The sequence below is a fragment of the Paenibacillus sp. J53TS2 genome, from assembly GCF_018403305.1.
Lineage (GTDB): Bacteria > Bacillota > Bacilli > Paenibacillales > Paenibacillaceae > Fontibacillus > Fontibacillus rhizolycopersici.
Genome location: NZ_BOSK01000006.1, coordinates 47,830 through 74,709, shown reverse-complemented (window position 1 = coordinate 74,709; position 26,880 = coordinate 47,830). Strand labels below are relative to the sequence as shown.

At 52.5% G+C, this 26,880-nt stretch carries 25 protein-coding genes and 1 other annotated feature; of the genes, 9 read left to right on the top strand and 16 right to left on the bottom strand.

Translation table 11 applies throughout. The features are described 5' to 3' along the window. Positions 1-6: 6 nt before the first annotated feature. From KJS42_RS14455 to trpS, 8 genes are all read right to left on the bottom strand, one after another. The gene (locus KJS42_RS14455) at positions 7-1,026 is read right to left on the bottom strand and encodes an SGNH/GDSL hydrolase family protein (protein ID WP_213623266.1); all 1,020 of its coding nucleotides are present in this window, start codon (positions 1,024-1,026) and stop codon (positions 7-9) included. Continuing rightward, entirely contained in the window at positions 1,026-2,390 is a 1,365-nt protein-coding gene (locus KJS42_RS14450; protein WP_213623265.1) for an FAD-dependent oxidoreductase, read from the bottom strand. The genes KJS42_RS14455 and KJS42_RS14450 overlap by 1 nt, the downstream gene beginning before the upstream one ends. Before the next feature lie 26 nt (positions 2,391-2,416). Then, positions 2,417-3,289, bottom strand: coding sequence for a carbohydrate ABC transporter permease (locus KJS42_RS14445; RefSeq protein ID WP_155606154.1), 873 nt, complete (start codon positions 3,287-3,289; stop codon positions 2,417-2,419). Positions 3,290-3,304: 15 nt separating this feature from the next. Continuing rightward, entirely contained in the window at positions 3,305-4,201 is an 897-nt protein-coding gene (locus KJS42_RS14440; protein WP_155606153.1) for a carbohydrate ABC transporter permease, read from the bottom strand. A gap of 88 nt (positions 4,202-4,289) precedes the next feature. Beyond that, positions 4,290-5,684 carry an ABC transporter substrate-binding protein gene (locus KJS42_RS14435; protein ID WP_213623264.1) on the bottom strand — a complete coding sequence of 465 codons (1,395 nt, stop codon included), beginning with the start codon at positions 5,682-5,684 and terminating at the stop codon, positions 4,290-4,292. A 105-nt stretch (positions 5,685-5,789) separates the two neighbouring features. Then, entirely contained in the window at positions 5,790-7,442 is a 1,653-nt protein-coding gene (locus tag KJS42_RS14430) for a response regulator (RefSeq protein ID WP_213623263.1), read from the bottom strand. Next, entirely contained in the window at positions 7,429-9,171 is a 1,743-nt protein-coding gene (locus KJS42_RS14425) for a sensor histidine kinase (RefSeq protein WP_213623262.1), read from the bottom strand. The genes KJS42_RS14430 and KJS42_RS14425 overlap by 14 nt, the downstream gene beginning before the upstream one ends. A 233-nt stretch (positions 9,172-9,404) precedes the next feature. Next, complete coding sequence (gene trpS / locus KJS42_RS14420) at positions 9,405-10,388, bottom strand: tryptophan--tRNA ligase (RefSeq protein WP_193417356.1); 984 nt, start codon at positions 10,386-10,388, stop codon at positions 9,405-9,407. A gap of 87 nt (positions 10,389-10,475) precedes the next feature. Further along, positions 10,476-10,741 (bottom strand) — a binding site (T-box leader). Between the two features lie 123 nt (positions 10,742-10,864). Here trpS and KJS42_RS14415 point away from each other — a divergent pair. Beyond that, positions 10,865-11,839, top strand: a complete 975-nt coding sequence (locus KJS42_RS14415; RefSeq protein WP_213623261.1) for an aldose 1-epimerase — start codon at positions 10,865-10,867, stop codon at positions 11,837-11,839. 171 nt (positions 11,840-12,010) lie between these two features. Beyond that, positions 12,011-12,238 carry an alpha/beta-type small acid-soluble spore protein gene (locus KJS42_RS14410; RefSeq protein ID WP_155606147.1) on the top strand — a complete coding sequence of 76 codons (228 nt, stop codon included), beginning with the start codon at positions 12,011-12,013 and terminating at the stop codon, positions 12,236-12,238. Between the two features lie 80 nt (positions 12,239-12,318). Here the strand turns inward: KJS42_RS14410 and KJS42_RS14405 are convergent, their stop codons facing one another. Together KJS42_RS14405 and KJS42_RS14400 are read right to left on the bottom strand one after the other, a co-directional pair. Continuing rightward, complete coding sequence (locus KJS42_RS14405) at positions 12,319-12,735, bottom strand: O-methyltransferase (protein WP_155606146.1); 417 nt, start codon at positions 12,733-12,735, stop codon at positions 12,319-12,321. Between the two features lie 203 nt (positions 12,736-12,938). Beyond that, positions 12,939-14,741 carry a M3 family oligoendopeptidase gene (locus KJS42_RS14400; protein WP_213623260.1) on the bottom strand — a complete coding sequence of 601 codons (1,803 nt, stop codon included), beginning with the start codon at positions 14,739-14,741 and terminating at the stop codon, positions 12,939-12,941. Positions 14,742-14,850: 109 nt separating this feature from the next. Between KJS42_RS14400 and KJS42_RS14395 the strand changes: the two genes are divergently transcribed. Together KJS42_RS14395 and KJS42_RS14390 are read left to right on the top strand one after the other, a co-directional pair. After that, positions 14,851-15,012 (top strand): YycC family protein, encoded by a 162-nt coding sequence (locus KJS42_RS14395; protein WP_155606144.1) that lies wholly within the window; start codon positions 14,851-14,853, stop codon positions 15,010-15,012. Continuing rightward, positions 15,009-15,239, top strand: a complete 231-nt coding sequence (locus KJS42_RS14390) for a hypothetical protein (protein ID WP_059041126.1) — start codon at positions 15,009-15,011, stop codon at positions 15,237-15,239. The genes KJS42_RS14395 and KJS42_RS14390 overlap by 4 nt, the downstream gene beginning before the upstream one ends. A gap of 107 nt (positions 15,240-15,346) precedes the next feature. Here the strand turns inward: KJS42_RS14390 and KJS42_RS14385 are convergent, their stop codons facing one another. Together KJS42_RS14385 and KJS42_RS14380 are read right to left on the bottom strand one after the other, a co-directional pair. Continuing rightward, a complete protein-coding gene (locus tag KJS42_RS14385; protein WP_155606143.1) occupies positions 15,347-16,045 on the bottom strand; it encodes a DUF2225 domain-containing protein in 699 nt (232 codons plus the stop codon). A 50-nt stretch (positions 16,046-16,095) separates the two neighbouring features. After that, entirely contained in the window at positions 16,096-16,473 is a 378-nt protein-coding gene (locus KJS42_RS14380) for a globin domain-containing protein (protein WP_193417353.1), read from the bottom strand. 397 nt (positions 16,474-16,870) lie between these two features. Here KJS42_RS14380 and ylbJ point away from each other — a divergent pair, with 397 nt between their 5' ends. The 3 genes from ylbJ to KJS42_RS14365 all read left to right on the top strand — a co-directional run bounded on the left by ylbJ (position 16,871) and on the right by KJS42_RS14365 (position 20,558). Beyond that, positions 16,871-18,094, top strand: a complete 1,224-nt coding sequence (gene ylbJ / locus KJS42_RS14375; protein ID WP_213623259.1) for a sporulation integral membrane protein YlbJ — start codon at positions 16,871-16,873, stop codon at positions 18,092-18,094. A gap of 109 nt (positions 18,095-18,203) precedes the next feature. Continuing rightward, a complete protein-coding gene (locus KJS42_RS14370) occupies positions 18,204-19,007 on the top strand; it encodes an NAD kinase (RefSeq protein WP_155606140.1) in 804 nt (267 codons plus the stop codon). A gap of 57 nt (positions 19,008-19,064) precedes the next feature. Continuing rightward, positions 19,065-20,558: a S41 family peptidase gene (locus tag KJS42_RS14365; RefSeq protein ID WP_213623258.1), complete on the top strand. Its 1,494-nt coding sequence runs from the start codon at positions 19,065-19,067 to the stop codon at positions 20,556-20,558. Between the two features lie 30 nt (positions 20,559-20,588). On the opposite strand, the gene KJS42_RS14360 is transcribed toward KJS42_RS14365, so the two are convergent. After that, complete coding sequence (locus KJS42_RS14360; protein ID WP_244868490.1) at positions 20,589-20,960, bottom strand: YutD family protein; 372 nt, start codon at positions 20,958-20,960, stop codon at positions 20,589-20,591. A 12-nt stretch (positions 20,961-20,972) separates the two neighbouring features. Continuing rightward, positions 20,973-21,869: a lipoyl synthase gene (gene lipA / locus KJS42_RS14355; RefSeq protein ID WP_213623257.1), complete on the bottom strand. Its 897-nt coding sequence runs from the start codon at positions 21,867-21,869 to the stop codon at positions 20,973-20,975. Positions 21,870-22,036: 167 nt separating this feature from the next. Between lipA and KJS42_RS14350 the strand changes: the two genes are divergently transcribed. Next, a complete protein-coding gene (locus tag KJS42_RS14350) occupies positions 22,037-23,095 on the top strand; it encodes a M23 family metallopeptidase (RefSeq protein WP_193417349.1) in 1,059 nt (352 codons plus the stop codon). Positions 23,096-23,105: 10 nt separating this feature from the next. Here the strand turns inward: KJS42_RS14350 and yunB are convergent, their stop codons facing one another. Beyond that, positions 23,106-23,981, bottom strand: coding sequence for a sporulation protein YunB (yunB, locus tag KJS42_RS14345; RefSeq protein WP_155606137.1), 876 nt, complete (start codon positions 23,979-23,981; stop codon positions 23,106-23,108). Positions 23,982-24,250: 269 nt separating this feature from the next. On the opposite strand from yunB, the gene KJS42_RS14340 reads away from it, so the two are divergent. Beyond that, entirely contained in the window at positions 24,251-24,607 is a 357-nt protein-coding gene (locus KJS42_RS14340; protein WP_213623256.1) for a hypothetical protein, read from the top strand. Positions 24,608-24,667: 60 nt separating this feature from the next. Here the strand turns inward: KJS42_RS14340 and KJS42_RS14335 are convergent, their stop codons facing one another. Next, the gene (locus KJS42_RS14335; RefSeq protein ID WP_213623255.1) at positions 24,668-26,827 is read right to left on the bottom strand and encodes an alpha-galactosidase; all 2,160 of its coding nucleotides are present in this window, start codon (positions 26,825-26,827) and stop codon (positions 24,668-24,670) included. Positions 26,828-26,880: the final 53 nt, after the last annotated feature.

Genomic DNA, 26,880 nt, shown 5'->3' with positions numbered 1-26,880 from the left:
TCTTCATCATAAAAAGCTAATGCTAGGATCGAGTACGCTCAGCATCCGTTCCTTAAACCGTTCTCCCATAAGCTGATACCCCTCGGCGTTTGGATGCAGCCCGTCGGATAACCACTCTTGGTCAGACGCTCCGAACCAGTTCAAGCCATGGCCATAATAAATCCGACTATCGCCACGCCGCTGAAACAGACCCACCGTTTCTCGAATCTCTTCGCGCATTGCCGTCAGCGTAAAGCCTAAGGCGTTTTCGTTTGTTTCCCGATCGGTGGCGTAAATGGGCGAGATCACAAGCAACGGCGTATCGGGATGTTGATCTCGAATTAACTCAATAAGGCCAATCAAGGCCGGCTTGAAGCTTCTCGGACTTAGCGACACCGCCCCGTACACATTGATCCCGACGCAAAGCGAAATAAAGTCCGCCGGTAAATTCGCGATCATTCGCCCGACTCTCGGTTCCAAATGGCAGTTGCCCGAAAATCCCAGGCAGGTTAACTGAAAATCACACTCCCGTGCGGCGATAACCGGCCAGGTTGACGAAGGGCCCTCGGCCGCCACGCATTGGGTGATGGAGCTGCCATAAGCCACCCATTTTGGCCGCAAATCCGCTGCACGCTCGCAAACGGCATCGACTTCTACCGAAAGGCGTGTCACCGTCATGCCTACATTCTGGGGAAGGTAAATCTCCACGATCTTCCGTTCCCGCTTTAGTCCCTGGAATCTTGCCTCTGTTGCTCCCGGGGGGAGCTTCAGCCGAGCCTGCAGCTCTCCATCGCAAAGACAGTCCAAGGTCGCCTCTTCTGCCAAAGGCGTGAACCCTACGCCGATCACTGATGAATCGGTGTTAAACCGTATACGAACCCCCGCACAAATCTCTGCTTTCATCCCGATCCCATCCGGAGGAAACAGTTCATAGTCCTCGTAAGGGATACGCCAAGGTTTGATTCCTTCAGGTTTCCGTTCAAGCGTAACGGCGCCGTGAAACCAATATTCCTCAAGCGGCAAATCATGTAACGTCAGAGGGGACATCACCGTTCACCTTCAGTTGGGGGGAATTTCTCTCCGAGCCAGACGTCCTGCTCCAGCAATAACTTCTGTAACTGCGTTACGGAGATCTTCCGCGAGGTTGCTCCCGTGCTCGCTGCCAGCGCAGCTGCCGTACCCGCCGCTTGCCCCATCGCAAAGCAGTTCGGCATCACCCTTAGCGAGCCTTGAACCGCCCGGTCCGAAGAAGCAGAGCGACCCGCTACCCACACATTCTCGATGCCGACAGGCAGCAAAATCCGGTATGGGACACCATGCGATTGCCCGGGAGGAAGGTGGTTAAAAGTCATCTCGCTCTTGTGATTGGCCAGATGAATGTCGATGTAATAGGCGTTGCGGGCAATGTCATCCGGGAAAGACCGCGCCGAGATGAAATCATCTACCGTCAAGACGTAATCCCCTTGAATTCGCCGCGTTTCCCGAATGCCGACCTGCTCGCCGCTCGCGACCATGTGTGCCATATCAAACCCGGGAACATACTTGCGAAAGAACTCGACCTGACGTTCGGCCAATTTACGGCCTTCGATCGCACCTCGCGTCAAATCTTCGGCTTTCGTCCCATCGATGCCAAACACATGACCAAAATTCACGCCAACCAGATAGTCGTTCACCCAAGCCAGACCGGAGATCGACTTGCGTCCCTCCGGCAAGGCCCCTTCCGCAATCGCCCGCTCCACCGTTTGGTGCAGCTGACCGGTATCCCCGGTCTCCTGTATATATTGTTGAAACTTCACCCGGTTTACGTTAGCCAACAGATAACACATGCTCCCCGGCTGCAATTCGCCTTGGTCGCCACCCTTCTGAAAAGGCACACCCGCCAGGGCGGCCAAGTCGCCATCTCCCGTCGCATCGATCAAATAACGGCAACGGATGAAGGACCGGCCCGATTTGTTCGCGATGACAACGCCCTCCACCTTGCTCCGATCGTCCGACAACAGGACGTCAAAAACAAACGTATGATAAAGTAGCGAGACGCCGCTTTCGAGCAAGGCATCATCGTAAACCCGTTTCAGTACTTCCGGGTCAATCGGAACCCAATCGAGCGTTTCCTGGTATTCGGCCCGATAATCGGCGTTGCAGGCTTGTTTCATCCGCTCCATCAACTTCATCCCGATGCCGCGAATGATCGGCTTTTCCTTGTCTGTAAACGGGCAAAACGCCGGAACTAAAGCCACCGTTCCCATTCCACCCAGGAATCCTCTCTGCTCGATCAGCAGCGTGTTCGCTCCACCTTCAGCCGCGCTGATGGCCGCCGCGATCCCCGAAGCGCCGCCGCCGACAACCAAGACGTCCACGTCATAGGACACCGGAATCGTCTGAACCGGCAAAGTAATTTGCTTCTCGTTCATGATGAACCTCCTCACATGTAACTTGATTATCCCTTCACGGAGCCCGCCGTCACTTGGATGAAGGTTTTGTTCGCTAAAATGTAAACAAGCAGCATCGGCAGGATCGACAAGCAAGCCCCCGCCATCATCAGGTGGATTTGCATGGCCGCGGAAGAGCCGTAACGAAGATTGGCCAACCCGACGGTCAACGTCTGCAGATGCGGGCTCGTCATCGTGAAGACGAGCGGCAGAATGTATTCGTTCCAGGCATGACGGAAAGCGAATAACCCCGCCACCCCTAGCCCTGGAGTCAACAGCGGCAGAATGATTTTGAAAAACGTTCGTATAAAGCCCGATCCATCTACCATAGCCGCCTCATCCAACTCGCGTGGAATCGATTTATAAAACCCCTGTAATATAAAGAACGTACTGGAATGGGCGCTGATTAAGATCAGAATAACGCCCCATAGCGACGAATTCAGGTTCAATTTGACCATCAGGTCAAATTGCGGTCGCAGCACGATCGCCCCGACGGAAATAAACATGGTTGAGGCCTGAACCCCCACATATAACGCTTTACCTGGAAAATCCCGCCGATCGACGACATAGGCTGCCATCGCGGCCACCAGCAACGTTCCGACCGTACTCATCACGCTTAAGAACACGCTGTTCCACGTAAACCTGGCAAAATTGGTTTGCTGCCAAGCCTCCGCATAGTTGTGGAACTGCCATGCCTTCGGCAGCAAGTCCCCGCCGCTCATCATCTCGGCCCCGGTCTTCAAGGAACCGAGGATCGTCATCAAGATCGGAAACAAGGTCAGCAGGACCGTGACCAGCAGAAACAGCCACATGATTGGGCGCGCAATCCATTTTGCGGCTTGCGTGGCCGGCTTTTTATCCGCAATTGATGGTTGATTCATCTCTCCTAGCCCCCTTTAGAATACCTTGTTCATTCTCTTGCTTAAGAAATAGTACCCCGCCGTAATCGCTCCGACGATGATCGCCGTGGCAAATCCGACGGCGCTGCCGTAACCGAACTGCTGCGTCACCGGAGATCCGGTTGATACCGGGAAGAGCAACTTGTATAAGTACAGGTACATCACTTCGGTCTTGCCGATCGGCCCCCCCTCAGTAATGACCATGATGCTTTCGTAGCCTTTGAGCGAGGCGATGATCGCCAGCATAATAATCATTTGCATCACCGGGCCGAGCATCGGGATCGTGATGTGCCAGAAACGTTGTCCGGCATGAGCCCCGTCGATCGCGGCGCTTTCGTATAAATCCTGGGGAATGCTCTGCAGCCCAGCCAGAAACAAGAGCATATAGTTGCCGACCGCCCCCCATACAGCCACAATGATGACGGTTAACATCGCGTGTTTGGGCCCCAGCCAATCGATCGGTTGCCCGATGAGGTGGTACTTCATTAGCAATTGGTTGATCATCCCGTTATAGGAGTTGAAAATGTTGTAAAAAACGACCGAGATCACTGCGGTACTGATGACCGTCGGCATAAAATAAATCCCCCGCAGCAAATTCCTGCCTCGCAGCTTGCCGTTGAGCAGCACTGCCAACAGCAAGGACAATGGAATCGTCAACAACAGCTTGCCTCCGGCAAACACAAACGTATTTCCGACCGATGCCCAAAACTGCTCATCGCGAAATAACCTGCTGAAATTATCCAAACCTACAAATAAAGCCTCTCCGTATCCAACGTAATCGTAAAACATATAGCGCAGCATCCAAATCAATGGATAAATCCCTAAAACCAACGTTAGGATGACGCTGGGCAACAGAAACAGGCCGTTCTCCTGAAGCCGCTTCAGCTTCGCCATTTCGGTTCCTCCCCTTTTGTTTGTGTGTCAGGAGACAGGAAAGGAGCCTTGTCACCAGCTCACAAAAGCTCCTGTCCCGAGTAAAGCACTATTTTCCTTGCGGGTTAGCGGGATCAAAGGAAGGATTCGGAGTGACTTTGACCTCTCCCTTTTCCACCGCTTTCGCCAAAGCGTCGTTATAGCGTTGATTTAGATCTTCGACGGTTTTCTGTACATCCCCGCCGTCCAGCATGTATTTGAAGAAGGCATCCGCATAGTTCGCCCCTTCCGGCGTTACGTTAGGCGCGACCGGCCACAAGGAATCCTTCTCCCCGATCAAGAAACCCTCCATCCCTTTGACATCCGGGGTTTTTGCCGTTTCGGCAATGCTTGGCACGACGGAAATTCCAAATCCCTTCTCGTGATACGCGGTCAGCACATCATCCGCATACATGAATTGCATGAACTTCCAAGCGGCATCCTGGTGCTGCGAGGTTTTGCTCATGCCAAGCCATGTGCCGGCCGATACGATCTCGGAGGTGCCCTTCTGTCCATCCAGCGTTGGTGCCAGCGCACCGGCCCAGTTCATTTCCGTTGGAAATTGATCTTGGTAGACGCCCGGTTCCGTGGAGAAGCTCAAGTACATCCCGATTTTACCGGCTGCGAATTGAGCGCGCAGCGGGTCAATATCCAGCGATTCGGCTCCTGGAAGAATACTGCCGTCCTCGTGCATTTGTTTGAAATACTCAATCACTTGCGCGTAAGGAGCGAAGTCGAACTGCCCTGTTTTCAAATCAAACCCTAAACCCTGATACCCGCTAAGCGACAAAATCTCTCGAACGGAACGGTCAAACGCCTGCTTCGGGTTCTTGAAGTTCAATGCGAAGCCGTAAATCCCTTCCGATTTGCCGACTTCCGTAATCTTCTTGGCGGCATCGACCATTTCCTGAAGCGTAGCCGGCGGATTGGTAATACCCGCTTTATCGAACAAGTCCTTGTTATAAACCAACCGCAGCGTCAGCCCTGTGTTGGGGAGCGAATAAATTTGCCCGTCGAACCGGTTTACCCCATCGATAATGACCGAGGAGAACTTCGCCTTCATGTCATCCGTCAGGTAGCTATCAATCGGCTGCAGGTATCCCTTTTTGAAGAAGGCTTCGGTATTGGCGCTTTTCAACCGTAGAATATCCGGTGCTTGATTGCTGGAGAACGCGATGTCCACACTTTGCGTGTAGTTTTCGGACATGACGGTCAATTCAACTTGAATGTTGTCTTCATTTGTCTCATTAAATCGGGTAACCATCTCTTTAATGTATTCCTGGTCATGGCGGTCATCGGTCCAATACTGCAGTTGAACGGGAGCCGCGGTCGTCTTACCTTCGTTCTTGTCGTTGGTCGTCGACTCTTTCGGCTCATTGGAGGTTTTAGAGCCACCCCCGCCGCACGCCACCAAAGCCAAAATCAGCATCAGGTTCATTCCGAGCAGCATCGCTTTTTTGATCATAGACATTTCCCCCTTCTGAATTGAAACTACTTTGTCTTCCTCTTCACTATAAAATCACGGGCATAAAAAAGGAGTGGGGCAAACCCACTCTTTAGGGTAGCGATTTCATGATTTTGTCGATTCCGCCTCTTCCGTCGAATCGGGATAATAGTCTGATCTGAACTCCGTAGGGGTCATACCGGTAATACGCTTGAACATTTCGCTAAAATAACGCCGCTCTTCATAGCCCACCGCGACAGAAACTTCCTGCACCGACCTGCCTTCCACCAGTAAGGTCTTGGCCAATCGAATTCGTTCCTGATTAACGTACTGCGTGACGGTCATTCCAGTAACTTTCTTGAACAGGCTGGAGTAATAACTCACGCTAAGATGCACGTGAGCCGCGCACTCGGTTAACGTCACTTCTTCTCCTAACCGGCTTTGAATGAACTCCAACGATCGATAAATGATCTTCTGGCTTTCCGACAACGTGTTGCTGCCTACCACACAGGCCCCTTCACGGCACAACTGCGAAAGCTGCTGCTCTAAGCGGCTTAACGGCATCCCCGTGGTGCCTCGCATCGATTGATATCGGGCGATTAGCGGCTGTATCTCGGCGAATGGCGCCAATTCGTATAAAGCCCGGATGACGGAAGCCGCCAACTCATCGTATAGGCTGAGCAAATAATCCGGGTGTGGCGGCGATGCCAGCCCTTGCAACTGCGAGGAGATGGAGCCTAAGAGTTCAACAGCCCGATCCCCGTTGCCGGTTCGAAGCGCGAGGAGAAGTTCATCTTTGCGTTCCAGAGACAGCGGAGATTGACTTCCGGTCTCCGGTAGATCTCCGATCCCGATGGCGGCATTCCCTTCACTGAAGATATGATAAGCGAGCGCCCGCTCCGCCTCCCGATAGGCATCGGGAAGCTGATGGATCTGCCCGACTGTTCCGGAGACGCCTATGGAGACGGTATACTTGGTATATTTCTCGATATTCCGGCAACAAGATTCGGCAATCAACGTAGCGTCCCCTATATCGGATTCATTCAGGAGAGCAAGGAAACGATTGTTTTTGGCTCGAATCACAACGCATTTGCTGTAGGGACGGATCGTTTCTTCCACGATATTTTGCAGGGAGAACCGGATCAGCTCAATCTCTCGGATCGATAACTCGGCAACCTGCTCCCGAAATTTATCGATCTCGATCAACATGACGGTAAAGCCCTGCCGCTCCAGGTCGATCCCAAGAAAATCCCACCGTTCGGAGGCATGCTCCCAGGGGGTCCGATGGTGGACCAGCATGCTTAAATATTCCTGTCGAAGCACGGGCATACTTTCTCGCAGTTTAGTTTCCATTAAATGATGGTTCTGCAGCCTGGATCGTTCCTCCAGGATCTGTGCCTTCGCTCGCAGCACGACGCCCAGAAGTTCTTCCTCCGTAAACGGTTTGACGACAAATTCGTAAGCGCCCAGATGAACCGCTTGTTGGGCATACTCGAAGTCCGCATACCCGCTGATCAAGATCACTTTGCAGTGATGGTCCGTTTCGAGCAAATGCCGGAGCATCGTCAAACCATCCATCTTCGGCATCCGAATGTCGGTGATCACCAAGTCCGGTTTCACTCGAGCCACGAGTTCCAGCCCATCGCTACCGTTGGAGGAAGTCCCTTGGAGCGAAATTCCATAATCCGTCCAAGAGATCGCCGTCAAGCCCTCCACGACACTTCGAATGTCATCAATAACGCATAAGCTAATTGGGCCCTGCACCTCATCCTTCAACATGCTGCACTCCTCCCCGCGGTATGGTTACAGTCACCGTTGTTCCCCGGCCCGGTTTGCTATCCAATGTCAGCTTTGCGCGGTCTCCATAAAACAGTTGCAGCCGGCTCATCAGGTTTCGAATGGCATAGCCGTTCTCCGGTAAATGCTCTTCCATTCCACGCCCATTGTCTGTAACCTTCATCTCCCCCAGATCCTGATCCGGATCATAACCAATCTCAATCGTAATTTGGCCGCCGGTCTCCATATCCTTGAAGCCGTGCAGAATGCTGTTCTCAACAAGCGGCTGAAGCATGAGTCTGGGAATCGGCCACGAATCGATTGGCGATATCTCTCCTCGAATTTCATAATGGAATAAGTTTGGGTAACACAGCTTCTGGATCTCCAAATATTGCTTGACGTGCTCCAATTCCTTCTGCAGGGTCGTTATCTCGTTTCCTTTATTGAGACCCAGTTGGAACAATCGCGACAATGAAACAACCATCCGTTGGGATTCTTCGACTTGCCCAAGCTTCAGCTTCCAATAAACGGTGTTCAGCGTATTGTATAAAAAATGCGGGTCCATCTGAGCGGACAAAGCCTTGATCTCGGCGGTGCGTTTATTGGTTTCCGCCTGCTTGACCTCATCGATTAAGACCACCACCTGCTCTAACATCCGATTGAACCGGAACCCTACCTGGGCCAGCTCGTCGTTCCCTTCTCCATTGAATCTTGCGGTGAGATCATTGGCCTCTACGCGCTTCATCACCTTCTGCAGTCCCTGCAACGGGGAGAGCAGATAACGGGTCAATCCGCCGGAAATGAGCGCAGTAATCAGAAAGGCTCCCAGGGTGATGCCGACAATCATCCACTTCACGTAGATCAAGTCCCGAAGAACATCGTCCTTCGATTGCATCGTGACCATCGTCCAGTCGGCTATCCCCAGTCGGGCATAATTCAGCAAATAATCGCGGTGATCAATACGATAGGAAGCGCTTCCGGTTGTCGCTGCATGATGCTGCAATTCGTTCAGAAGAGGACCCGTGTTGACCGCCTTCTGGACCAAGTCGTTATTTTTCGAATACACCGGGACCCCCTCGGCATTAAGCAAAAAACGTACCGCATCCTGCCCAACCCCGGCTTCGACCAAATTCCGAAAACCTTCCTCTCGGATATTAACCACGATATATACGTCCTTGACCGGCGCATCGAAGATCGGTTCCAGGATGAGAGAGATCACTCGGTCTTTACCTGAAAATAACATATCCTCATGACCTTCGACCCAAACGTTCTTGTTCTCCAGCCTAACCCTTTCGTACAGAAACGTGTCCTGTAAACGAGTATGGCGATTCCGGTTGATCGTCAGCGGGTAAAACTCGCCGATCGGCGTGGAGATATAGATGGAGTGAATCAACGGTTCAGCGATTCGGGCCTGTGAAAATACGTTGTCCATATTCGCCAAATGCGTATAATACCGGTCCGCCTCTCCGGTTGAAGCATCCTTCAACATGCTGCGAAAAGGCTGGCTTAACATAAAAGTCATCATGATAATCATGAGCTTATTCAACTTCTCATCGACGATTTGAGCTGATTTCGTCACCGTATCCTGCGTAAGATTTAGCGCATTTTTCTCTACAATGCGAGCCGATATGGAGTAGGAAAAGCCGCCGGTGATCAGTACGGAAAGAATGATGACGATGAGAAATGCCGATTTCAGTTTGCTGCGGAACGTGCGGCTTCTTAAGAAGTTCATAGAACCCCGCCTTAATCATAAAATGGAGAAGTCGCAAACCCTTCTCTGTCCTTTGATTATGTCATTATGCTCCACCTTCAACAAGAACTTTAGGCAGGGGCAGTCGATTTGCCGTACCTGAATCATCATTTTGTCCCCCTCCGATAAATGGGGAGGCCGCACGAACGAAAAAAAGGATGGGCCCGAGGCAATAAATTGCCCCAAGCACACCCTTTCCCGTTCTACACCTGTGTTTATTTGCCGACAAACCCCATCAGGCGCTGTACGTCCTGCAACGTTTTCTCGGCCATTTCGGATGCTCTTTCCGCGCCTTGGCGCAAGATGCTGCGCAGCTCGCCCGACTCACGGATTTCGCGGTACCGCTGCTGAAGCGGTTCCAGCACACTGACAACGACTTCGGCCAGGTCCTTCTTGAACGGCCCGTACATTTGTCCTTCGTAACGCTGCTCCACCTCGGCGATGGACAGCCCCGAGCACTGGCTGTAAATCGTGATCAAATTGCTGACCTCCGGCTTGCCTGTCGGATCAAATTTCACCTCACGGCCCGAATCGGTCGTCGCCCGGCTGATCTTCTTACGAATCTCGTCCGGCGAATCCAGCAGAGCAATATAGCTGCCCGGATTCGGATTGCTTTTGCTCATTTTTTTGGAGGCATCGTCCAGGGACATGATTCGCGCGCCAACCTCCGGAATATACGGCTCCGGCAACGTAAAGTAGTCGCCGAACCGGTGATTGAACCGGCCGGCCAAATCGCGGGTCAATTCCAAGTGCTGCTTCTGGTCTTCGCCAACCGGCACCAGGTCCGCGTTATAAATCAGAATGTCGGCCGCCATTAAGGCGGGATACACGAATAGCCCGGCCCCGACGGACTCTTTGCCGGCAGACTTGTCTTTGAATTGCGTCATCCGTTCCAGTTCGCCCATCGAAGTGAGCGTCGTCAACAGCCATCCGAGCTGCGCATGCTGCATCACGTGGGATTGCAGGTATACGTTCGCTTTGTTCGGATCGATGCCGGCGGCGATGTACAGCGCAGCCACCGCTTCGGATTGCTCCGTCAGTGCGGCAGGCTCCTGCGGAACGGTGATCGCGTGCAAATCCACGACCATAAAGTTGCAGGCGTGATCGTGCTGCAGCGTAACGAAATTTTTGATGGCCCCGATGTAATTGCCTAGCGTCAGTTTGCCGCTGGGTTGGATGCCGGATAGTACTTTTTTCATGATAGAAAACCCTCCTACATAAGATTTCACGATAACAAAGTTCTGATGCGAGTGTGACCGTTGAAACGCAAAAAGGCCCCACGTCCGCAAAGGGACGTGAGACCGTGGTGCCACCCTTATTCGCCGATTTGGGATTTGCAGGTATCACATGAACACTGCCCCTAGAAAATCGGCCTTATCAATCCGTAACGTGGATCACCCGTCCGGCCTACTGAGAAAAGGCTCTTCACCCTTTCATGTTCAGCACGGCGCTCCGAGGCCCATTCGGCAAAAGCTCCTCCACCGGTTCGCATCAACCACCGGCTTTCTGTAGGACGAATCCTTTGCTTACTTCCCCTCATCTCCGCTGTTTTCGTATTGTATTTATCATAATTTGCCCGGAAGGTGGTGTCAAATCCATTTTTCGTCCAACGGAAAAAGTGTTATGATTAGTCTAGCCTTAAGGATCTTGATTATGTGGGAAAAGGAGCAACGATATGAAAAAGGTGACCAAAGGGCAATGGAACGGTTACGATACGTACATCTTACATAGCCGCGAACTTGAAGTCACGCTGCTACCCCGCCTCGGAAATAACGTCATTCGTATATGGGACAATGTCCAGCAGCGCGATGTGCTGCGTCATCCGGAAGAAAATGAACTTGATTTCTATTTGCAAAAGCCCTATCATTTCGGCATCCCGCTCTTAACCCCTCCTGGGCGTATTCGTAGAGGGCACTTCACGTATGCCGGGCAAGAATACCAGTTCGACCGCAACACGGCGAACGACAACCACATCCATGGTTTACACCGGACGCAAAGCTGGTGTGTAAGCGATATTGAAGAAGATGATGATGGCTGCGCCATTACGACGGAATTCGTAACCTCTGACGATCCCGGCTGGATCCGTCAGTATCCCGAGCCTTTGAAGCTAGAGATGACGCTCCGGCTGCAGGGGGCAAGCTTAAAGCAAACCTTTAAGATTACCCACCTGGGTCATCAGCCCGCTCCTTTCGGTTTGGGGCTGCACACCTGGTTTATGATTGATGGAGAACCCCAGCGCTGGAATCTGCAGCTGCCGGTGTCGAATCTGTTCGTTTCGGATGAGGAAAATATCCCTACCGGGGAGACGGCTCCGTTAGGGGATTGGGAAGCACTGAATCCGGGGATGAATCTGCAAGGTGTCAATTGCGACACGATGCTGCGCATCGGCAACAAACCGGTTGAAGCCCTGATGATGCGAGAGGATGGCTATGGACTGCGCTATTCGGCCGATCCGGAACATTTTAAGTTTTGGGTCATCTATTCTAAGGGGGAAGCAGATCAATTTTTCTGTATCGAGCCTTATACCTGGCTGCCGGACGCTCCAAATTTGGCCCTCCCGGCCAATGAGACCGGACTCATCGAGTTAACCCCTCAGCAGACGCTGGAATTAAATCTTTCCCTGGAGATGATCTATCCGGATCACGGATGATCCCATCCTATTTTCAAAATTTCCGCCTTCCTAGAAGGCGGTTTTTTTGCGTTGTGACGCGGTTTTCGAGCCGAATGAAATAATTACCACTGCCCTAGCTTTGGATCTTCCCGCATATTTTGCACCCTACGAACCATACTAACATCACTAACGCCAAAGGAGGTGACAAACATGGCAGGTCAAAGCCGCGGAAGCCGTAATAACCTTGTTGTTCCTCAAGCGACCGCTGCGTTGCAACAAATGAAAATGGAAGCAGCGCAGGAATTGGGCGTACAAATCCCGCAAGACGGTTACTATGGGAACTATACTTCCCGTGAAACCGGATCTCTTGGAGGTTATATCACAAAACGTTTGGTTCAACTGGCGGAGCAGCAATTGTCGGGTCGTTCGAACCTGTAACTTGCATACTCCTATTACCCTCTATAGAAACAGGCGGTCTGCTTAGCAGATCGCCTGTTTCCCTTTGCCCGGTTGAAACCTCAGGAAGACAGGTTCCCATATGTATTTGTACCGTGATCTTTATGTGGATACCGTTGGATCAGTAAATTGGCCATGTTATAATTCGATTCCATGACTGCGTCGATAACTACGGCACCCTGACGTAATGCAAATTCGTAGCTGATCTCGCCATGCGTCCAGTACCGTTTGAACTGTAGCGCTTGAATCGCCATCATCCGAAAAGAATGGATCTGTTCCGCATTTAACCCACGAGCATCTTCACTAAGCTGCCCGTTTCTGCCGGCAATCGGATTGTGGCGGATGCCAAACTTACCGACGGTATTATTCCGGATCTGCAGAAATACGGTTCCCGAAGATAACCCCGCCAGTTCCTCCTCCAGCTCCTTAAAAACCATGTCGATCTGCCTAACGAGTGAAATTTGCTCAGCTTTCAGCATATCCTCCCACCTTTCCCCCAAAAGATTGCAACCTATGATATAGGGCTTATGTCACATTATAGGATAATATTTCCTTTCTATCAACAATATGCAACATAAATGGTTATTTATACCTATTTAGGATGGATCTTTCTCCCCTTTCCGACAAAAAGCTCCAAAGAAAATAGGCCCCCACTCGAGGGGCCCAAAGAGTATCCGTACAGTTACTTGGTCAGTTCCAAGAAAGCGTCGACGTCGGCCACATTCACCGCCATCGCTTCACGCCAGAAATCCGGCTTTGTTAAATCAACCCCAAGATGCTTGGTGGCAAGTTCTTCCACCGTCATCCGGCCGGTATCCCGCAAGAGCGCATCATACTTGGCCGCAAAGCTTTGGCCTTCCCGCTGCGCCAGGGCATAGAGCCCGGTACTGAACATATATCCAAAGGTGTACGGGAAATTATAAAAAGGCACGTCCGTGATATAGAAATGCAGCTTGGAGGCCCAGAAATGGGGGTGATAACTGCCCAGCGCCTCCTGGAACGCTTCGCGCTGCGCTTCCTCCATCAGCTCGGACAACTCGGCAGCATCCAGCACGCCCTGCTGGCGTTTCTCGTAGAACCGGGTTTCGAACAAGAAGCGGGCATGAATATTCATGAAGAAGGCCACCGAATTTTGTACCTTGTCGGCAAGCAGGACGATCTTCTCCTGATCATTCGCCGCATTTTTCACGAAGGCATCGGCCAGGATCATCTCGGCAAAGGTCGAAGCGGTCTCCGCTACGTTCATCGCATAATCCTGATTAAACATCGGCAATTCTTCCATTACGGATTGATGATACGCGTGCCCAAGCTCATGCGCCAGCGTGTAGACATTGGAAACCGTGCCGCCGAACGTCATGAAAATACGCGTCTGTTTGCTCTTCGGCAGGGAAGTACAAAATCCGCCGGGGCGTTTGCCAGGACGGTCCTCCGCCTCGATCCAGCGTTTGTTAAACGCCATCGTGGCGAACTCAGCCAGCTTGGGACTAAAATTACCGAATTGCTTAACGATGTCTTCTGCTGCCTGTTCATACGTTATTTTACCGGTTGCTTGCCCCAATGGGGAATCCACGTCGGTCCAGCTCAGCTTATCCACGCCAAGCAGCTTGGCTTTGCGTTCCAGATAAGCGACGAACTTCGGTTTATTTTCGACGATCACCTGCCACATCGCGTCCAATGTAGCCTTAGACATCCGGTTGATGGCCAACGGTTCCTTCAGCACATCGTCCCAGCCGCGTTTCTCGTACAATTTCAGCCGAAACCCTGCCAGACGATTTAGCGTATCGGCACAGTAATCCTCCGACTTTGTCCATGCTTCTTCCCAGCTGGCAAACACGCGCTCCCGTACATTCCGGTCCGGATCATCCAGCTTATTGGCCGCCTGGCCTACCGATAACGTCTTGATCTCACCATTCGCCTCTTCAAAAGGCACGCCTACTTTGGCGACGATCGTATCATAATGCTGGCCCCATCCATGGTAGCCGTCCACCGCCAAATCGGAGACCAGATTCTCCAGCTCCGGCGCCAGCTTCTCCCGGGCCAGGTCCCGTTTCTCGGAGAGCACGAAGGAGATTGGCGCGATTTCTTCCCGTTTCATCCACGCTTCCCAGACCTCGTCGTTCGTCATCCGAAGAACGTTCCAGAATAATGTCATGACATTGCTAAAGGAAGCGCCTAGAGAAGTGATTTTCGCGTCCAGCTGAACGGCTTTCTTATCATGTTGGTCCTGCGCCGTCAGACAGCCGACAAAGCTGTTCGCCTCATACAGTCGGGCTGCGGCTGATTGCAGGTCCGCAATCAAGCCATCCAGCGCCTTCGTCTCCTCCAGTGTGGATGGGGCCTCCAGTTCTTTCAGCATGGCCTGGTACCCGGTAATATCCCGTTCCAAAGCTTCTAGATGATCGCGCAGTGCCGCGGACGCGGAGCCTCCCGGAAAAATGCTTTCTAGTTCCCAAGTGGGTTGAATGTTTTCGGCAAATCGTGACATAGATTCGCTTCCTTTCCGTATCGTTATTATTGATGGCTTATGGGGTAACAGTGTATGCTAATAGTGGTTGCACTATTAACTAGCCGACAGAATATAGGAGGGATATTCGATGAAACCGTTGCAAATTTCGGCGGATACCGCCGTGAAATTAGCCGCAAAACTCAAAGTGCCGATTGAGCACCTTATGCATATGCCGCAGCACATTCTATTGCAAAAAATCGCTGAATTAGCCAAAGAAGAGGCGGGCAACCCGCCTGCCGATTCGGAATGATCCCTTTTAATCAGTCGTGGCCCTATGACGTCGTCATGGGGGACGTTTATGTACATGAATGCCCGTTTTGCTCCAGCAGCAACGTGCTGCTGCCGCTGAAGCCCCGCGAGCTGAAGACGATCCATGAAGGGAAGAAGAAGCTGCTTGTCTTTCCCTGCTGCGGGAACAAGCTTCATGTCCTGGACTGCGACAACGATTACCTGTTAACCGATACGGTTGTTCGGTAAATCCAGCCGCTGAATTCCAAGACGCCTAGGAAAATCGATACGCAACGAAGGGCCGTTTCTTCCGAGACGGCCCTTCTTGATGCTTAACTCCCGTGAAGGCTTGTCCGTCAACCGCGCATTTCTTCAGGCAGCTCGTGCCCGCCGCTAAGCATTTCCTCGCGAAGCAGCGCCCACTGTTCGCGGGAAGCCCGGATCATCGCCGCATCCACAATTCGCTTGTCGTTGATGACGCGTCCAAACCATTTGACCGCATCGTTGTAATTGCCAACCCGCCGGTACAACTCGCCGATCAAATACATCAAGCGGGCATCGCTGCCGCCAACGCCTTCATTTTCGTATACGCGGATATAGGCCTCCAGCGCAAACTCCAGAAACCGTTTCTCCTGTTCGACATTGCTTTGATACCGGTACAGCCAAGCGATGTGATGCAGCAAGCTGGCAATGATCCGGTCGGTTTCTCCGATGGTCTGGGCGCAAATCAACGCAAGCTTGTAGGTCTCCAGCGCCGTTTCCCAATCGCGATGGCCGCCGTAGCTCTTCTTGTTGAATCGGCTGGCGATCGCGTCCTCGAATAGAGCGTTCTGCCGGTCGGTCAGGCGGGATACCGAATTCTCCGTCGAAGCAAATCCGCATGAGGGACATACCCGAACCACATAATAATCCGGGTTCTCCTTCTGATAATATCCGCAAAAGTCCGTATCCGTGCGTATGGCCCGTTTAAAGCTGGGACGCACGCGCGAGGTTGAAAATTCATTTTGGCAATGGATACAAGTGACTTTGATCTGATACAGAGGTTCAAGTTCCAAATCGTCCTACTTCCTTTCAATAGTCCGCTCGGCGGATGATCTGTTATCGACTAAGGTGTATTTACAAAATGAAAAGCCGGACCGGACAACCGCTCCAGCACGAATTCTCGCAACGGCTCCTCGACCCCTATCTCTTCCAGCGCGGCACTCATGCAGGCCAGCCAAGCCTCGGCGCGTTCCTGGGTTACCGGAAACGGCAGATGCCGAGCACGCATCATCGGATGGCCAACGGCGTCGGAATAGAGCGAAGGTCCGCCAAAAAACTGCGACAAGAACATAAATTGCTTCTCCATCACCGGGGTAATGTCTTCCGGGAATAAAGGGCCAAGCAACGGTTCACGCTGAACCCGGGGATAGAAGGCCTCCACCAGTCGCCGAATCGTCTCTTCACCGCCAAGATTGTCGTATAGGCTTGCGCCTTGATTCATCAGTTCACCGCCTCCGTTTTTTCCTTATTATATCAAAAAAAAATAAAAGCTCCTACCGGAGCTTCTACTTATATGCGGGTCTGGAATCTATCAGTAGCTGCGCCAATCCTCTTCGCCGGAATGGACGAGAGAGGCGCGGATAACATAAACAAAAGCACAGACAAGGATCCCTGCGACAATGCTCATGAACATCACTCCATCCACAAAATTTGGCTGCTGCCACGTTTAGGATCGGATCATAGCTGGTTCAAAAGATCCAAATTGGTCTTCTAGAATCATTTTAACATAGAAGTTCAGAAATATCAGCCCTTCTTGAAACCGCTTCCTTTATTTTTTTGTGCTGTTTGTCCCAGCCAAAACATACACTTCACTATGATTTGATGTGGAGGCGTACCCCATGGTATTCAAACGCTTGACGGCTTTTCTATTCCTCTTTGCCGCACTTTTGCTAGCCGTACTGATGATCAGCTACCCGGAAGCCTCCTGGCAAGCCGGGGTCCGCGGTCTGGCCATTTGGTGGGACGTGCTGTTTCCGTCCCTATTTCCGTTCTTTGTGATCTCCGAAGTCCTGCTTGGCTTTGGAATTGTCCATTTTCTCGGCAAGCTGCTTGATCCGTTGATGAAACCGGTGTTTCGGATCCCGGGCAGCGGCGGTTTTGTGCTGGCCATGGGATTTGCTTCCGGCTACCCCGTGAGCGCCAAGCTGGCTACCAAGCTGCGCGAGCAGCGTCTCGTTTCCCGAGTAGAAGGAGAACGTCTTGTCTCCTTTACCACGTCGTCTGATCCGATCTTTCTGATCGGGGCGGTTTCGGTTGGCTTCTTCGGTAACCCGAAGCTGGCCGGCGCGCTCGCGTTATCCCATTACGGAGGGGCACTCTTGATCGGGCTGGTCATGCGGTTCTACCACCCTGACCGCAACGAACCGGCAAGTCTCGATGAAGGTGGCGAATCCGGTCGCTTCAGCCTGAAGCTGGCGCTGAAGGCGATGCACGAGGCACGGATTCAGGACGGCCGCAGCCTCGGGGAACTGCTGAGGCAAGCGGTCGCCTCTTCCCTGCAACTGATGACCGTCGTCGGCGGCCTCGTTGTATTTTTTTCCGTCATTCTTGAAGTGCTCACCGCTTCGGGCTTCATGAACTCTTTATATGCCGGGTTTCGCCATCTACTGCCGCTCTTAGGGCTGCCCAACCAGTTGGCCGAACCCTTGATGGGCGGTCTGTTCGAAGTGACCCTGGGCGCCAAGTCGGCCGCGGCGCCGGAAGGAATCCCCCTCATGTTCAAAGCCGCAGCAGCCGCATTCATCCTCTCTTGGGGCGGCCTATCGGTACATGCTCAGGTAGCCAGTATCTTAAATGGCGCTGACCTGCGTTATTTCCCATTCCTCGTGGCTCGTTTCCTTCACGCCGTGTTATCCGCTGGGCTGTTACTGCTCATCTGGAATCCTCTCATGGGGGCCGCACCGGCTTGGGCTATCGCTTCGCCTAAGTTTGGCCGAGAAGAGGTCCTTTACGGTTGGCAGGCCCTTCCGGGAGCGTTCCGATTCTTTCTGGTGACGATGGCCATCCTGCTTATTTTGTCATTCCTGTCCGGATTCATTCATCGCATGCGGCAGCGAAAATGAAACGTTGTGTTCTGCTGGTGAATTGATTATGATCTTTACAAAAGGATATTCAAGCGCGTGTTCAAAACGGCGTTTTTTTGAACAGCCTCTTTCAAAGGAGCTTGTCAACTTGAGATACTATGTACTTGACCGTGGGGACCAACTATCCGTCGAATTAAGCCAAACCTTCCATAAGCTCGCGGCAGAGCAAGGGCTTGAGCTGGATGCGAAATCCCCGGATATCGTCGTCTCCATCGGTGGAGACGGCACGATGCTTCATGCCTTCCATACATTTATCGATCAAATTTCTTCCATCGCCTTCGTCGGGATTCACACCGGCCATCTGGGTTTTTACGCCGACTGGAAAGCGGACGAAATACCCGAACTGGTACAGATGATGAGCGGACATTCGGATCCCGGATTGCTTAGGCCCCGCATTGTCCGTTACCCCTTGATCGAGCTGGAAATCCAGAAGAAATCGGGGACATCCTCTCACATCTGCCTGAACGAGTTTACGCTGAAGGGCGTCGACGGGACCGTTGTTGCCCAAGTGGATATCAACGACCAGATGTTTGAAATGTTCCGCGGCGACGGCATTTGCGTATCCACCCCTTCCGGCAGCACCGCTTACAACAAAAGCTTGGGGGGAGCCATGATCCACCCCACGATTGAGGCGCTGCAGATCACGGAGATTGCTTCCATCAACAATCGCGTGTTCCGGACGTTGGGTTCCCCGCTAGTGCTGCCCAAGCATCATCACTGCGATATTTACTCGCGTAAGGAACAAAATTTATTGCTGACGATTGACCACGTCAATCTGCCGATGAATGATCTGGTCTCCGTCCGCTGCCAGGTCTCCGAGCGGAAGATCAGCTTTGTCCGCTACCGGCCGTTTCCGTTTTGGAATCGGGTGCGTAACGCGTTCCTGGATTAATTGGACGGGGAAGACAAGCTCCTGAATATCGAAATTTATGTAAAGGAAGAACTGAATATGATCTTAACTTCATTCCGCAAGTATGCATTAATCCCGATGTTATCCCTCGCGCTGCTGGGCTTGCCGCAAGCAGCCGGAGCGGTGAAGGCGGTTGGAACAGCAAGTACCGCCGAGGCCGGAACGATCATTCAACTAGGTTCGACGGAAACCTCTTCCGATCTCCAAGCGCTCCAGGAAGTATTGGATTATTTGGAAGCTTACAATATTGAAGGGGTGGAGCGCCAAGAGTTCCTGGATAATGCGATCCGCGGCATGGTTTATTCGCTGGATGACCCATATAGCGATTATTTCTCGAAAGAGGATCTACAGGATTTCGAGAATGGCGTTAATCAGGAATTCGTGGGCATCGGAGTTACTCTTCGCTTCTATAACGACAAGCTGTACATCACCGATGTGTTGCCGAATTCCCCCGCATCCAAAGCAGGTCTTCAAGCGGGCGATATCATCACCAAGGTGGACGGGCAATCGGTAACCAGCAGTGAGGACGTGGCGCGGATTCAGGGGGAGGAGCACACCCAGGTCAAGATCACGGTTAACCGGACCGGACAAGCTTTGGTTTATCCGATTACGCGAGCCCATTTCTCGCTGCCTTCGGTTACCGGATCGATCATTCCTTCGAGTAAGGTCGGTTACATCGCGGTCTCCTCCTTCTCCGATACGGCGGACGAGGAATTCGTACAAAAGCTAACCTCCCTGCGTCAAGCTGGGATCGGCGCACTCGTCTTAGACCTGCGCGACAATCTTGGGGGTTACGTGGAGTCGGCCGCTAATATCGCTAAGCAGTTTATGAAAAATGGGGTCCTGATGTATACCACCGATCAAAGCGGCGAACTGCAGCCCGTAGAGATCACAGGCGGCGAAGACATCGGGATGCCGGTAGTAGTGCTAACCAATGGGCTCTCCGCCAGCGCTTCGGAAATACTGACAGGGGCACTGCGCGACAACGGGATCGCCAAGGTTGTGGGTGCACAAACTTACGGGAAAGCTCGGATCCAGAACGTGTTCCCGTTATCCAATGGCAGCTCCCTGAAGCTGACGGTTCAAGCTTACCTAACACCAAAGAAACTGGATTTCAACCACGTTGGTTTGAAGCCGGACTTGGAGGTAAAGAACAACGCGGCGGCGCAGTTGATTACCGGAATGTATGAAGCCGGCGTACGGCATGTCAGCGTAAGCGGAGGACCTGCTTCGTTGAACATTAACGGAACGGCTTTCCCGGGTTATATCGATGTCCTTCAGAGCGGTAAGCAAGTGTACGCTCCTTCCCGCTTGTTGTCCTCGCTGATTCAAGCCACCCCAGCCTGGACTCCAAGTAACGGGAAATTAACCATTACGGATCACCTCGGTAAGCAAACCGGCTTCACGTTGGCCGCCAAAACGGCCAAAATCGTGGATGGCGAATCCTATCTGGAACTGCACGAGTTCCAGAAGAAATTTCCGAAGCTGACTTGGAGCTATAAACAAGGCCTTCTGAACTTATCCATAAACTAATTTCATAAGACGAAATAAAACGGCCTCCGATTATTCGGAGGCCGCTTCTGTTTCCTGCAGCTGTTCGACTTTTCTGTTTCCCGCGTCTTTGTCCTTAGGGTTGTCCTTGTCCTTATGGTTGTCCTTCACCTTCTGCAGGACGAAATAAGCGCAGCCGAAATTGCAGTATTCATTGATATAATCCGTGATCCCGGAATAAGCCGTATCTCGATTCGCCTTGGGATGATTGTCCCGCAGAAAGCCCTTAAGGCGGAGCTTCTCGTAACCCCAATCGCCAATAATATAATCGTAGCGGTCAAGGACCTCGCTGTACCGCTGCTTAAAAGCCTCGGGATCCCAAGCCTCCCGATAATTCTGAATCAGTTCGTAGGTTCTGCCGCCGATTTGAATCAAAGGATCCATCCTCCTTCTGGTTTACGACGAAGCGGGAACGCCTGCTTGTTTCTTGGCCGAATTGACCTGTTCATGGGCGTGATACGAGCTACGCACGAGCGGACCGGATTCCACGTGGCTGAAGCCCCGTTTCATCCCTTCTTCTTTCAACTCCGCAAACTGCTCGGGCTTGTAGTACTTCTCTACGCGCAGGTGCTGTGGCGTGGGCTGCAAATATTGTCCAATTGTCAAAATATCGCAGTCCACGGCCCGCAAATCGTCCATCGCCTGCAAAATCTCGTCCCACTCCTCGCCGACACCCAGCATGATGCTGGATTTCGTCGGAATATTCGGCTTCATCGTTTTCGCCCGCTGCAGCAGTTCCAGGGAGCGGCGGTATTTCGCTTTCGCCCGGACACGGTCGGACATCCGTTCCACCGTTTCGATGTTGTGGTTCAAAATATCCGGCTTCGCTTCCATTACGATACGCAGCGCTTCTTCGTCGCCCTGAAAGTCCGGGATAAGCACCTCTACGTTGCAGAGGGGCAACCGTTCGCGTAGCGCCTTGATCGTCCCAGCGAAAATACTGGCCCCGCCATCCTTCAGATCGTCCCTGGCCACGCTGGTAACGACGCAATGCTGCAAGCTCATTTGCTCCGCCGCTTCAGCAACACGCTGAGGTTCCTGCAAGTCAAGCTCAGTCGGCAGACCGGTATTTACCGCACAGAAGCGGCAGGCCCGTGTACAAATATCGCCCAAAATCATAAACGTTGCGGTGCGGTTCGCCCAGCACTCATATATATTCGGACAGCGCGCTTCTTCACAAACGGTATGTAAGGTTTTGGAGCGCATCATTTGCTTGATATCTTGGTAATTATCCCCTGTTGTTAGCTTGATACGAATCCAATCCGGTTTCGGTTCCTGGATTTGTTTTGCCAAAGCGCAAGACCTTCCTTCTTGTGATTTAAGCCGTAGCGCCATTTATTATATCATGAAACCGCTGGAAAAACCTACTTCGCAAAATGGAATAAAAACACAACATTTGCCTCAATCTAAGAGAGGTCACGAATCGCGTGCAAAATAAAGGCGAAGGAGGAATACTTGCCTTGAAGTCTCATCGATTTGCCCGCGGCAAAGCGGTTTGGTGTATCGTCAGCGTGTCGCTTCTCACCTCGTTATGGCCGGGAACAGGGATTGGCGCTCTCGATGCCGATGCCGCCCCGGGGACATCGGCAGAAGCGGTAACCAGCGTTTACGATCAAAGGCGCACGTTATACGAGGAAATGGAGCTGTTGACTAAAGTTCCCTGGTATTGGCTTGCCGCAGTGGATCAGTACGAACGTACCATCACGCCGCGGAAGGAGCAACAGCAGCTGGAACAGCGTATAACCGGATTCCGTTTCAAGGAAGCCTTTTGGACCGGCCCGCTTAATCCGGATCCTGAGGACCGGAACCCGGCCACGATCGAGTTATTTGGCGGCAGCGGGAAAGACGCCACCGCCGATGGCGCAGCCGATCCGAAGAACGATCGCGACGCCTTGTTTACATTGGCTTCTTATTTAACCGGTTTCGGCTATAAGGAAGAGGACTTCCGCATTGCCTTATGGCGTTACTATCAAAACGACTCTGCCGTAGAGCGAATCCGTCAATTCGCGAAAATGTACAGGAACTGGGGACGGCTGGATTTGAGCGACAGCGCATTCCCGCTTCCGTTACGCAGCATCTATACGTTTCGCGATACTTGGGGTGATCGGCGCGGCTGGGGTGGACTACGTATCCATGAGGGAACCGACCTGTTCGCCCCGATGGGCGTAACCGTGCGCAGCGTTTGCTACGGGGTGGTGGAAACAAAAGGGTGGAACCCCTACGGCGGCTGGCGCATGGGAATTCGGGATATCAACAACCGATACCACTATTATGCGCATCTGCAAGGTTATGAAAAAGGCATTGAAGTCGGCCATTTCGTCGAACCAGGTCAAACCATCGGATGGGTTGGCAGCAGCGGTTACGGCCCGCCGGGGACATCGGGAAAATTCCCGCCGCACCTGCATTACGGGATCTACCGGGATACCGGAAGCACGGAATGGGCGTTTGATCCTTATCCACTGCTGAAAAAATGGGAGCAAGCCGAACGTTCCAAAAAAAATAAAAGGGCGTCCAAATAACCGGCGCCCTTTAATTATGTCCCCCTGCATTTGTTTCTGAATTGGAAGGTATCTCCGTGCCCGTATTCCCTGACTCTGCATTCCCACCAGCGTCTCCCGCTCCGTCGGCCCCGTCCGGCGTAACCGTCTCCTCCTTAGTTGTCGGCGGTTCGGCCGTATCAGTGCCACCCGGCAACGCGGGAAGAGCAATGTTCGGTGCATCTGCTTGGCCCTCGCCGACCGGATTGCCCTTACTGTCATAATAATACATGGGTACATCCCCGACCACGAGCAGGTAAGAGACCGGGATTTCCGTTTCCACCGCCTGTGATTCCATATCAAAGGGGACAACCACGGCCAGTTCCGTTTTCACCCGAAGGTATACTTCCACAAGAATCATATTAATGCCGGCATCCTGGCGTCGGGTGTTCAAGTCGACCTTCACGTCCCCTTTCGGCTCGATCTTGATCGGAATACTCGGACCAAAGGAAGCCAGGAGCGGACTACCCAAGGCTTGCCCCAGCGGGATGGTTTCCGATAACCGGGCCACTTCGTCCAGCGTGTGCCGAACCGTTTGAATCGTCTCGGAGGTCACCTTCATGTGCGCGGAGTAGTTCAGCATAAATCCGGTGATTTTTCCGTTATCGTCCGTCTTCCAATCGATCAATTGCCCAACTTGTTCTTGATTCGCCACCTGAGCGGTAATCGCATCGTTGATGGATTCGGTGGCGATCTGTTTGACCCGAATCTGAGCCAAGTGAACGATCGGTCCTGTCATCCGTCGCTCCACATACTGAACAAATTGAACCATACCAATGATGGTAATGATCACGACAGCGATCCAGACTTTCCGTCTGCGCTTCGGCCGCCTTGTCCGGCTCCGCCATCCGCGGCGTCGTATCCGCATGTTTCACCCCCCCTGCAGCGGGAAAACTTCTAAAGCATGTTCTATATTTCCATCTCTAAAAGTTATGCGGGACAGGAGGAAAAAAGAAGGACGCGCAGGTGGAAACGGAAACTTGTATGATTTGTCTCTTGATTTTTCATAATCAATTGCTTATAGTTCTCTAGTATCACTTTTTTAGTCGTAAAGTTCTAGAAATCGGTTTCAAAAGCTCTCATGATTTGTGATATAGTATTCAATATAGCGTATAAATATACGAGGGGATCAACATCATGAACAGCCCAAAAACATTGTATCAAATCACCGTAGAGTTAAGGAAAGATCAGCTTGCATCCCGCATAACACCGTGGAGATTGCTCGTCGAGACGAATCGTTATTACGAGATCAAATCGATCACTGGATCGGTCAAACGGCTGTATAAAGAGAAGCTCAACACCGCCATCCAGGAAACGAAACATTACTCCGACGGCATCCTGGCCATTTCCGCCTTCTGCCAGGAGGAGCATATTGAGGATATTCGTTCGCATCTCATTGAACAATTGGATGCTAAAATCAATAATTATTTAAAGGATCTAGAATTGAACAAAAAAGCGCTTTGCTCGAAACTAGCCATCAACAGCTTTACCTAAAGTAAACCCCGAAACCATAGTTTCGGGGTTTTATGATTCGGGATAAAGCTTAGAGCTCGATTAGTCGATGATCTTCAAACGAACCGAATAACTATAGTAGTCTTTTAGCTCCGCAGGGATCCCAATTCCGATTGCCATCAGCCGATCCCCTCTCATGACAAGTCCGCTCTCCTCGACCTTATAGAGCTTATCAGGATCCAGTCCTTTTAACCGCAACTTACGTTGCGGCGCATTGGGCTCCGCCAATACTTTGAAATAGTACGCCAAGGCTTCGCTGCGATCTTCGGAGACGAACATCCAGGCCGCTTCGTGCCCGGCAAACGGGCTGACCAGACGATACATATCGCCCTGCTGAACCAGTGAACGGATCTCTTTATACCGCTTGATTTGCGCTTTGGCCAAATCCTTCTCCTCGTCGCTGAAGCGGGTCAGATCCATCTCATACCCGAAATTGCCTGACATCGCTACATCGCCGCGCATTTGGAGCGAGGTGACCCGGCCCACTTGATGGTTCGGCACCGCCGATACATGGGCTCCCATAGCGCTTACCGGATAAACGAAGCTGGTCCCATACTGAATCTTCAGCCGTTCAACGGCATCCGTATCGTCACTTGTCCAGGTTTGCGGCATGTAATACAGCATGCCTGGATCAAATCTTCCGCCGCCGCTGGCGCAGCTTTCGAACAAAATGTTCGGGAAGCGAGTCGTGAGGCGCTCCAGCAGCTCGTATAAACCTAACATATAGCGGTGCGCGATTTCTGCCTGTTGCTCTGGACCCGCCGTGGCCGACCCGATCTCCGTCATGTTGCGGTTCATATCCCATTTGACGTACGAGATCGGCACGGTGCTGAAGATCTCGCTTAGCTTATCGTAGATGTAGTCACGAACGTCCTGCCGAGAGTAATCCAGGATCAGCTGCCAACGGAATTCCGTGCGGCGCCGGCCTTCCACGTGCAAACACCAGTCGGGATGACTTCGGTACAAATCGCTGTCCGGGGAGATCATTTCCGGCTCGAACCACAACCCGAACTGTACTCCAAGGTCGTTGACCCGCTTGGCCAAATTCGTTAAGCCACCAGGCAGTTTGCTCGGGTTAGGCGTCCAGTCCCCCAACGAGGAGTGATCATCCTCGCGGCGCCCAAACCATCCGTCATCCAGAACGAATAACTCGATCCCCAGTTCCGCCCCGGCTTTGGCGATTTCCTCGATCTTCTCCTCCGTGAAGCTGAAGTAGGTTGCTTCCCAGTTGTTGACCAGAATCGGCCGCACACGGTCGCGGTGCACGCCGCGGCACAACCGCGTCCGGTACAATCGGTGATACGTCCGCGACATCTCGCCAAACCCGGCGCCCGAATAGACCATTACCGCCTCCGGCGTTTGGAAGGCTTCGCCCGGTGCGAGTTGCCAGCTGAAATCAAACGGATTGATACCGATCCCCACCCGGGTTGTGCGGAATGGCTCCACCTCGGCGGAGATGAAGAAGTTTCCGCTGTAAACAAAGCTGAAGCCGAACACGTCGCCATGATCCTCGTCCGCATCCGGAGCAGCTAACGCGAGGAATGGATTCAGCAGATGCCCGCTGGCGCCTCTGCGACTTTCGATCGTCGTGCCGCCCGGACCGAGCGGACGGCGCTGAACATGCGCCTCCCGGTTCCAGGTGCCAGCCAGATACACCGCGTCCAGATCGGAGCGCGGCATATCGATGCTGGCGCTGAGCGCACGCAGCAGTTGCAGCGGCTGCTCGCCTTGATTGTCAATCCGAACGGATCTGGCGATGGCCGCGCTGTCCTCAAACACGCTGTAGCTCAGAGTAACGATCAACCCGCTGTAAGCGTCGCGCAGCTCCAGCTCCAGCGTCTCGCCTTCGTTCTCCGTCTCGCAATAGACGGCCGGCAGCCCTTCCAGCTGGGGCTTCCCTTTCAGGATTCGATAAGCGCTGTAAACCAGCTCGGTGATCCGGCTGCCATCGCCCAGACGAACTTGATACGCCGGGCTGCGGAAATCGCCGGTGCCGTATTGCGGATACTCCTGCGGCAGCCGGTCCAACAAAAACAACGGGCCTTCGGGTAGATCCACAAAGCTGTGCGGCTGTTCCTCAAACGCCAGTTGCTTCCCCCAGTAAACATGCGCAGGATAACCGTTAACGATTTGCATGATGTAGCTTGTTCCTTTGGACTGCAAGTGAAAGATCCCCTGCTCCTCATATACGCGTATCGCCATGTTTCTTCTCCTTTTCCCGATAAGCATTCGCTTATTCTCTTATTCTCTCAGCC

What these genes read in the sequence shown, in the direction of transcription:
- KJS42_RS14390 (WP_059041126.1), top strand. Translation starts at nt 15,009, where the DNA reads ATGATCCCTTTTAATCAGTCGTGGCCCTATGACGTCGTCATGGGGGAC.
- KJS42_RS14455 (WP_213623266.1), bottom strand. Translation starts at nt 1,026, where the DNA reads ATGTCCCCTCTGACGTTACATGATTTGCCGCTTGAGGAATATTGGTTT.
- KJS42_RS14400 (WP_213623260.1), bottom strand. Translation starts at nt 14,741, where the DNA reads ATGTCACGATTTGCCGAAAACATTCAACCCACTTGGGAACTAGAAAGC.
- KJS42_RS14450 (WP_213623265.1), bottom strand. Translation starts at nt 2,390, where the DNA reads ATGAACGAGAAGCAAATTACTTTGCCGGTTCAGACGATTCCGGTGTCC.
- KJS42_RS14335 (WP_213623255.1), bottom strand. Translation starts at nt 26,827, where the DNA reads ATGGCGATACGCGTATATGAGGAGCAGGGGATCTTTCACTTGCAGTCC.
- KJS42_RS14415 (WP_213623261.1), top strand. Translation starts at nt 10,865, where the DNA reads ATGAAAAAGGTGACCAAAGGGCAATGGAACGGTTACGATACGTACATC.
- KJS42_RS14430 (WP_213623263.1), bottom strand. Translation starts at nt 7,442, where the DNA reads ATGTTGAAGGATGAGGTGCAGGGCCCAATTAGCTTATGCGTTATTGAT.
- KJS42_RS14380 (WP_193417353.1), bottom strand. Translation starts at nt 16,473, where the DNA reads ATGAATCAAGGCGCAAGCCTATACGACAATCTTGGCGGTGAAGAGACG.
- KJS42_RS14405 (WP_155606146.1), bottom strand. Translation starts at nt 12,735, where the DNA reads ATGCTGAAAGCTGAGCAAATTTCACTCGTTAGGCAGATCGACATGGTT.
- yunB (WP_155606137.1), bottom strand. Translation starts at nt 23,981, where the DNA reads ATGCGGATACGACGCCGCGGATGGCGGAGCCGGACAAGGCGGCCGAAG.
- trpS (WP_193417356.1), bottom strand. Translation starts at nt 10,388, where the DNA reads ATGAAAAAAGTACTATCCGGCATCCAACCCAGCGGCAAACTGACGCTA.
- KJS42_RS14340 (WP_213623256.1), top strand. Translation starts at nt 24,251, where the DNA reads ATGAACAGCCCAAAAACATTGTATCAAATCACCGTAGAGTTAAGGAAA.
- KJS42_RS14365 (WP_213623258.1), top strand. Translation starts at nt 19,065, where the DNA reads ATGATCTTAACTTCATTCCGCAAGTATGCATTAATCCCGATGTTATCC.
- ylbJ (WP_213623259.1), top strand. Translation starts at nt 16,871, where the DNA reads ATGGTATTCAAACGCTTGACGGCTTTTCTATTCCTCTTTGCCGCACTT.
- KJS42_RS14425 (WP_213623262.1), bottom strand. Translation starts at nt 9,171, where the DNA reads ATGAACTTCTTAAGAAGCCGCACGTTCCGCAGCAAACTGAAATCGGCA.
- KJS42_RS14395 (WP_155606144.1), top strand. Translation starts at nt 14,851, where the DNA reads ATGAAACCGTTGCAAATTTCGGCGGATACCGCCGTGAAATTAGCCGCA.
- KJS42_RS14410 (WP_155606147.1), top strand. Translation starts at nt 12,011, where the DNA reads ATGGCAGGTCAAAGCCGCGGAAGCCGTAATAACCTTGTTGTTCCTCAA.
- KJS42_RS14445 (WP_155606154.1), bottom strand. Translation starts at nt 3,289, where the DNA reads ATGAATCAACCATCAATTGCGGATAAAAAGCCGGCCACGCAAGCCGCA.
- KJS42_RS14435 (WP_213623264.1), bottom strand. Translation starts at nt 5,684, where the DNA reads ATGATCAAAAAAGCGATGCTGCTCGGAATGAACCTGATGCTGATTTTG.
- KJS42_RS14440 (WP_155606153.1), bottom strand. Translation starts at nt 4,201, where the DNA reads ATGGCGAAGCTGAAGCGGCTTCAGGAGAACGGCCTGTTTCTGTTGCCC.
- KJS42_RS14360 (WP_244868490.1), bottom strand. Translation starts at nt 20,960, where the DNA reads ATGGATCCTTTGATTCAAATCGGCGGCAGAACCTACGAACTGATTCAG.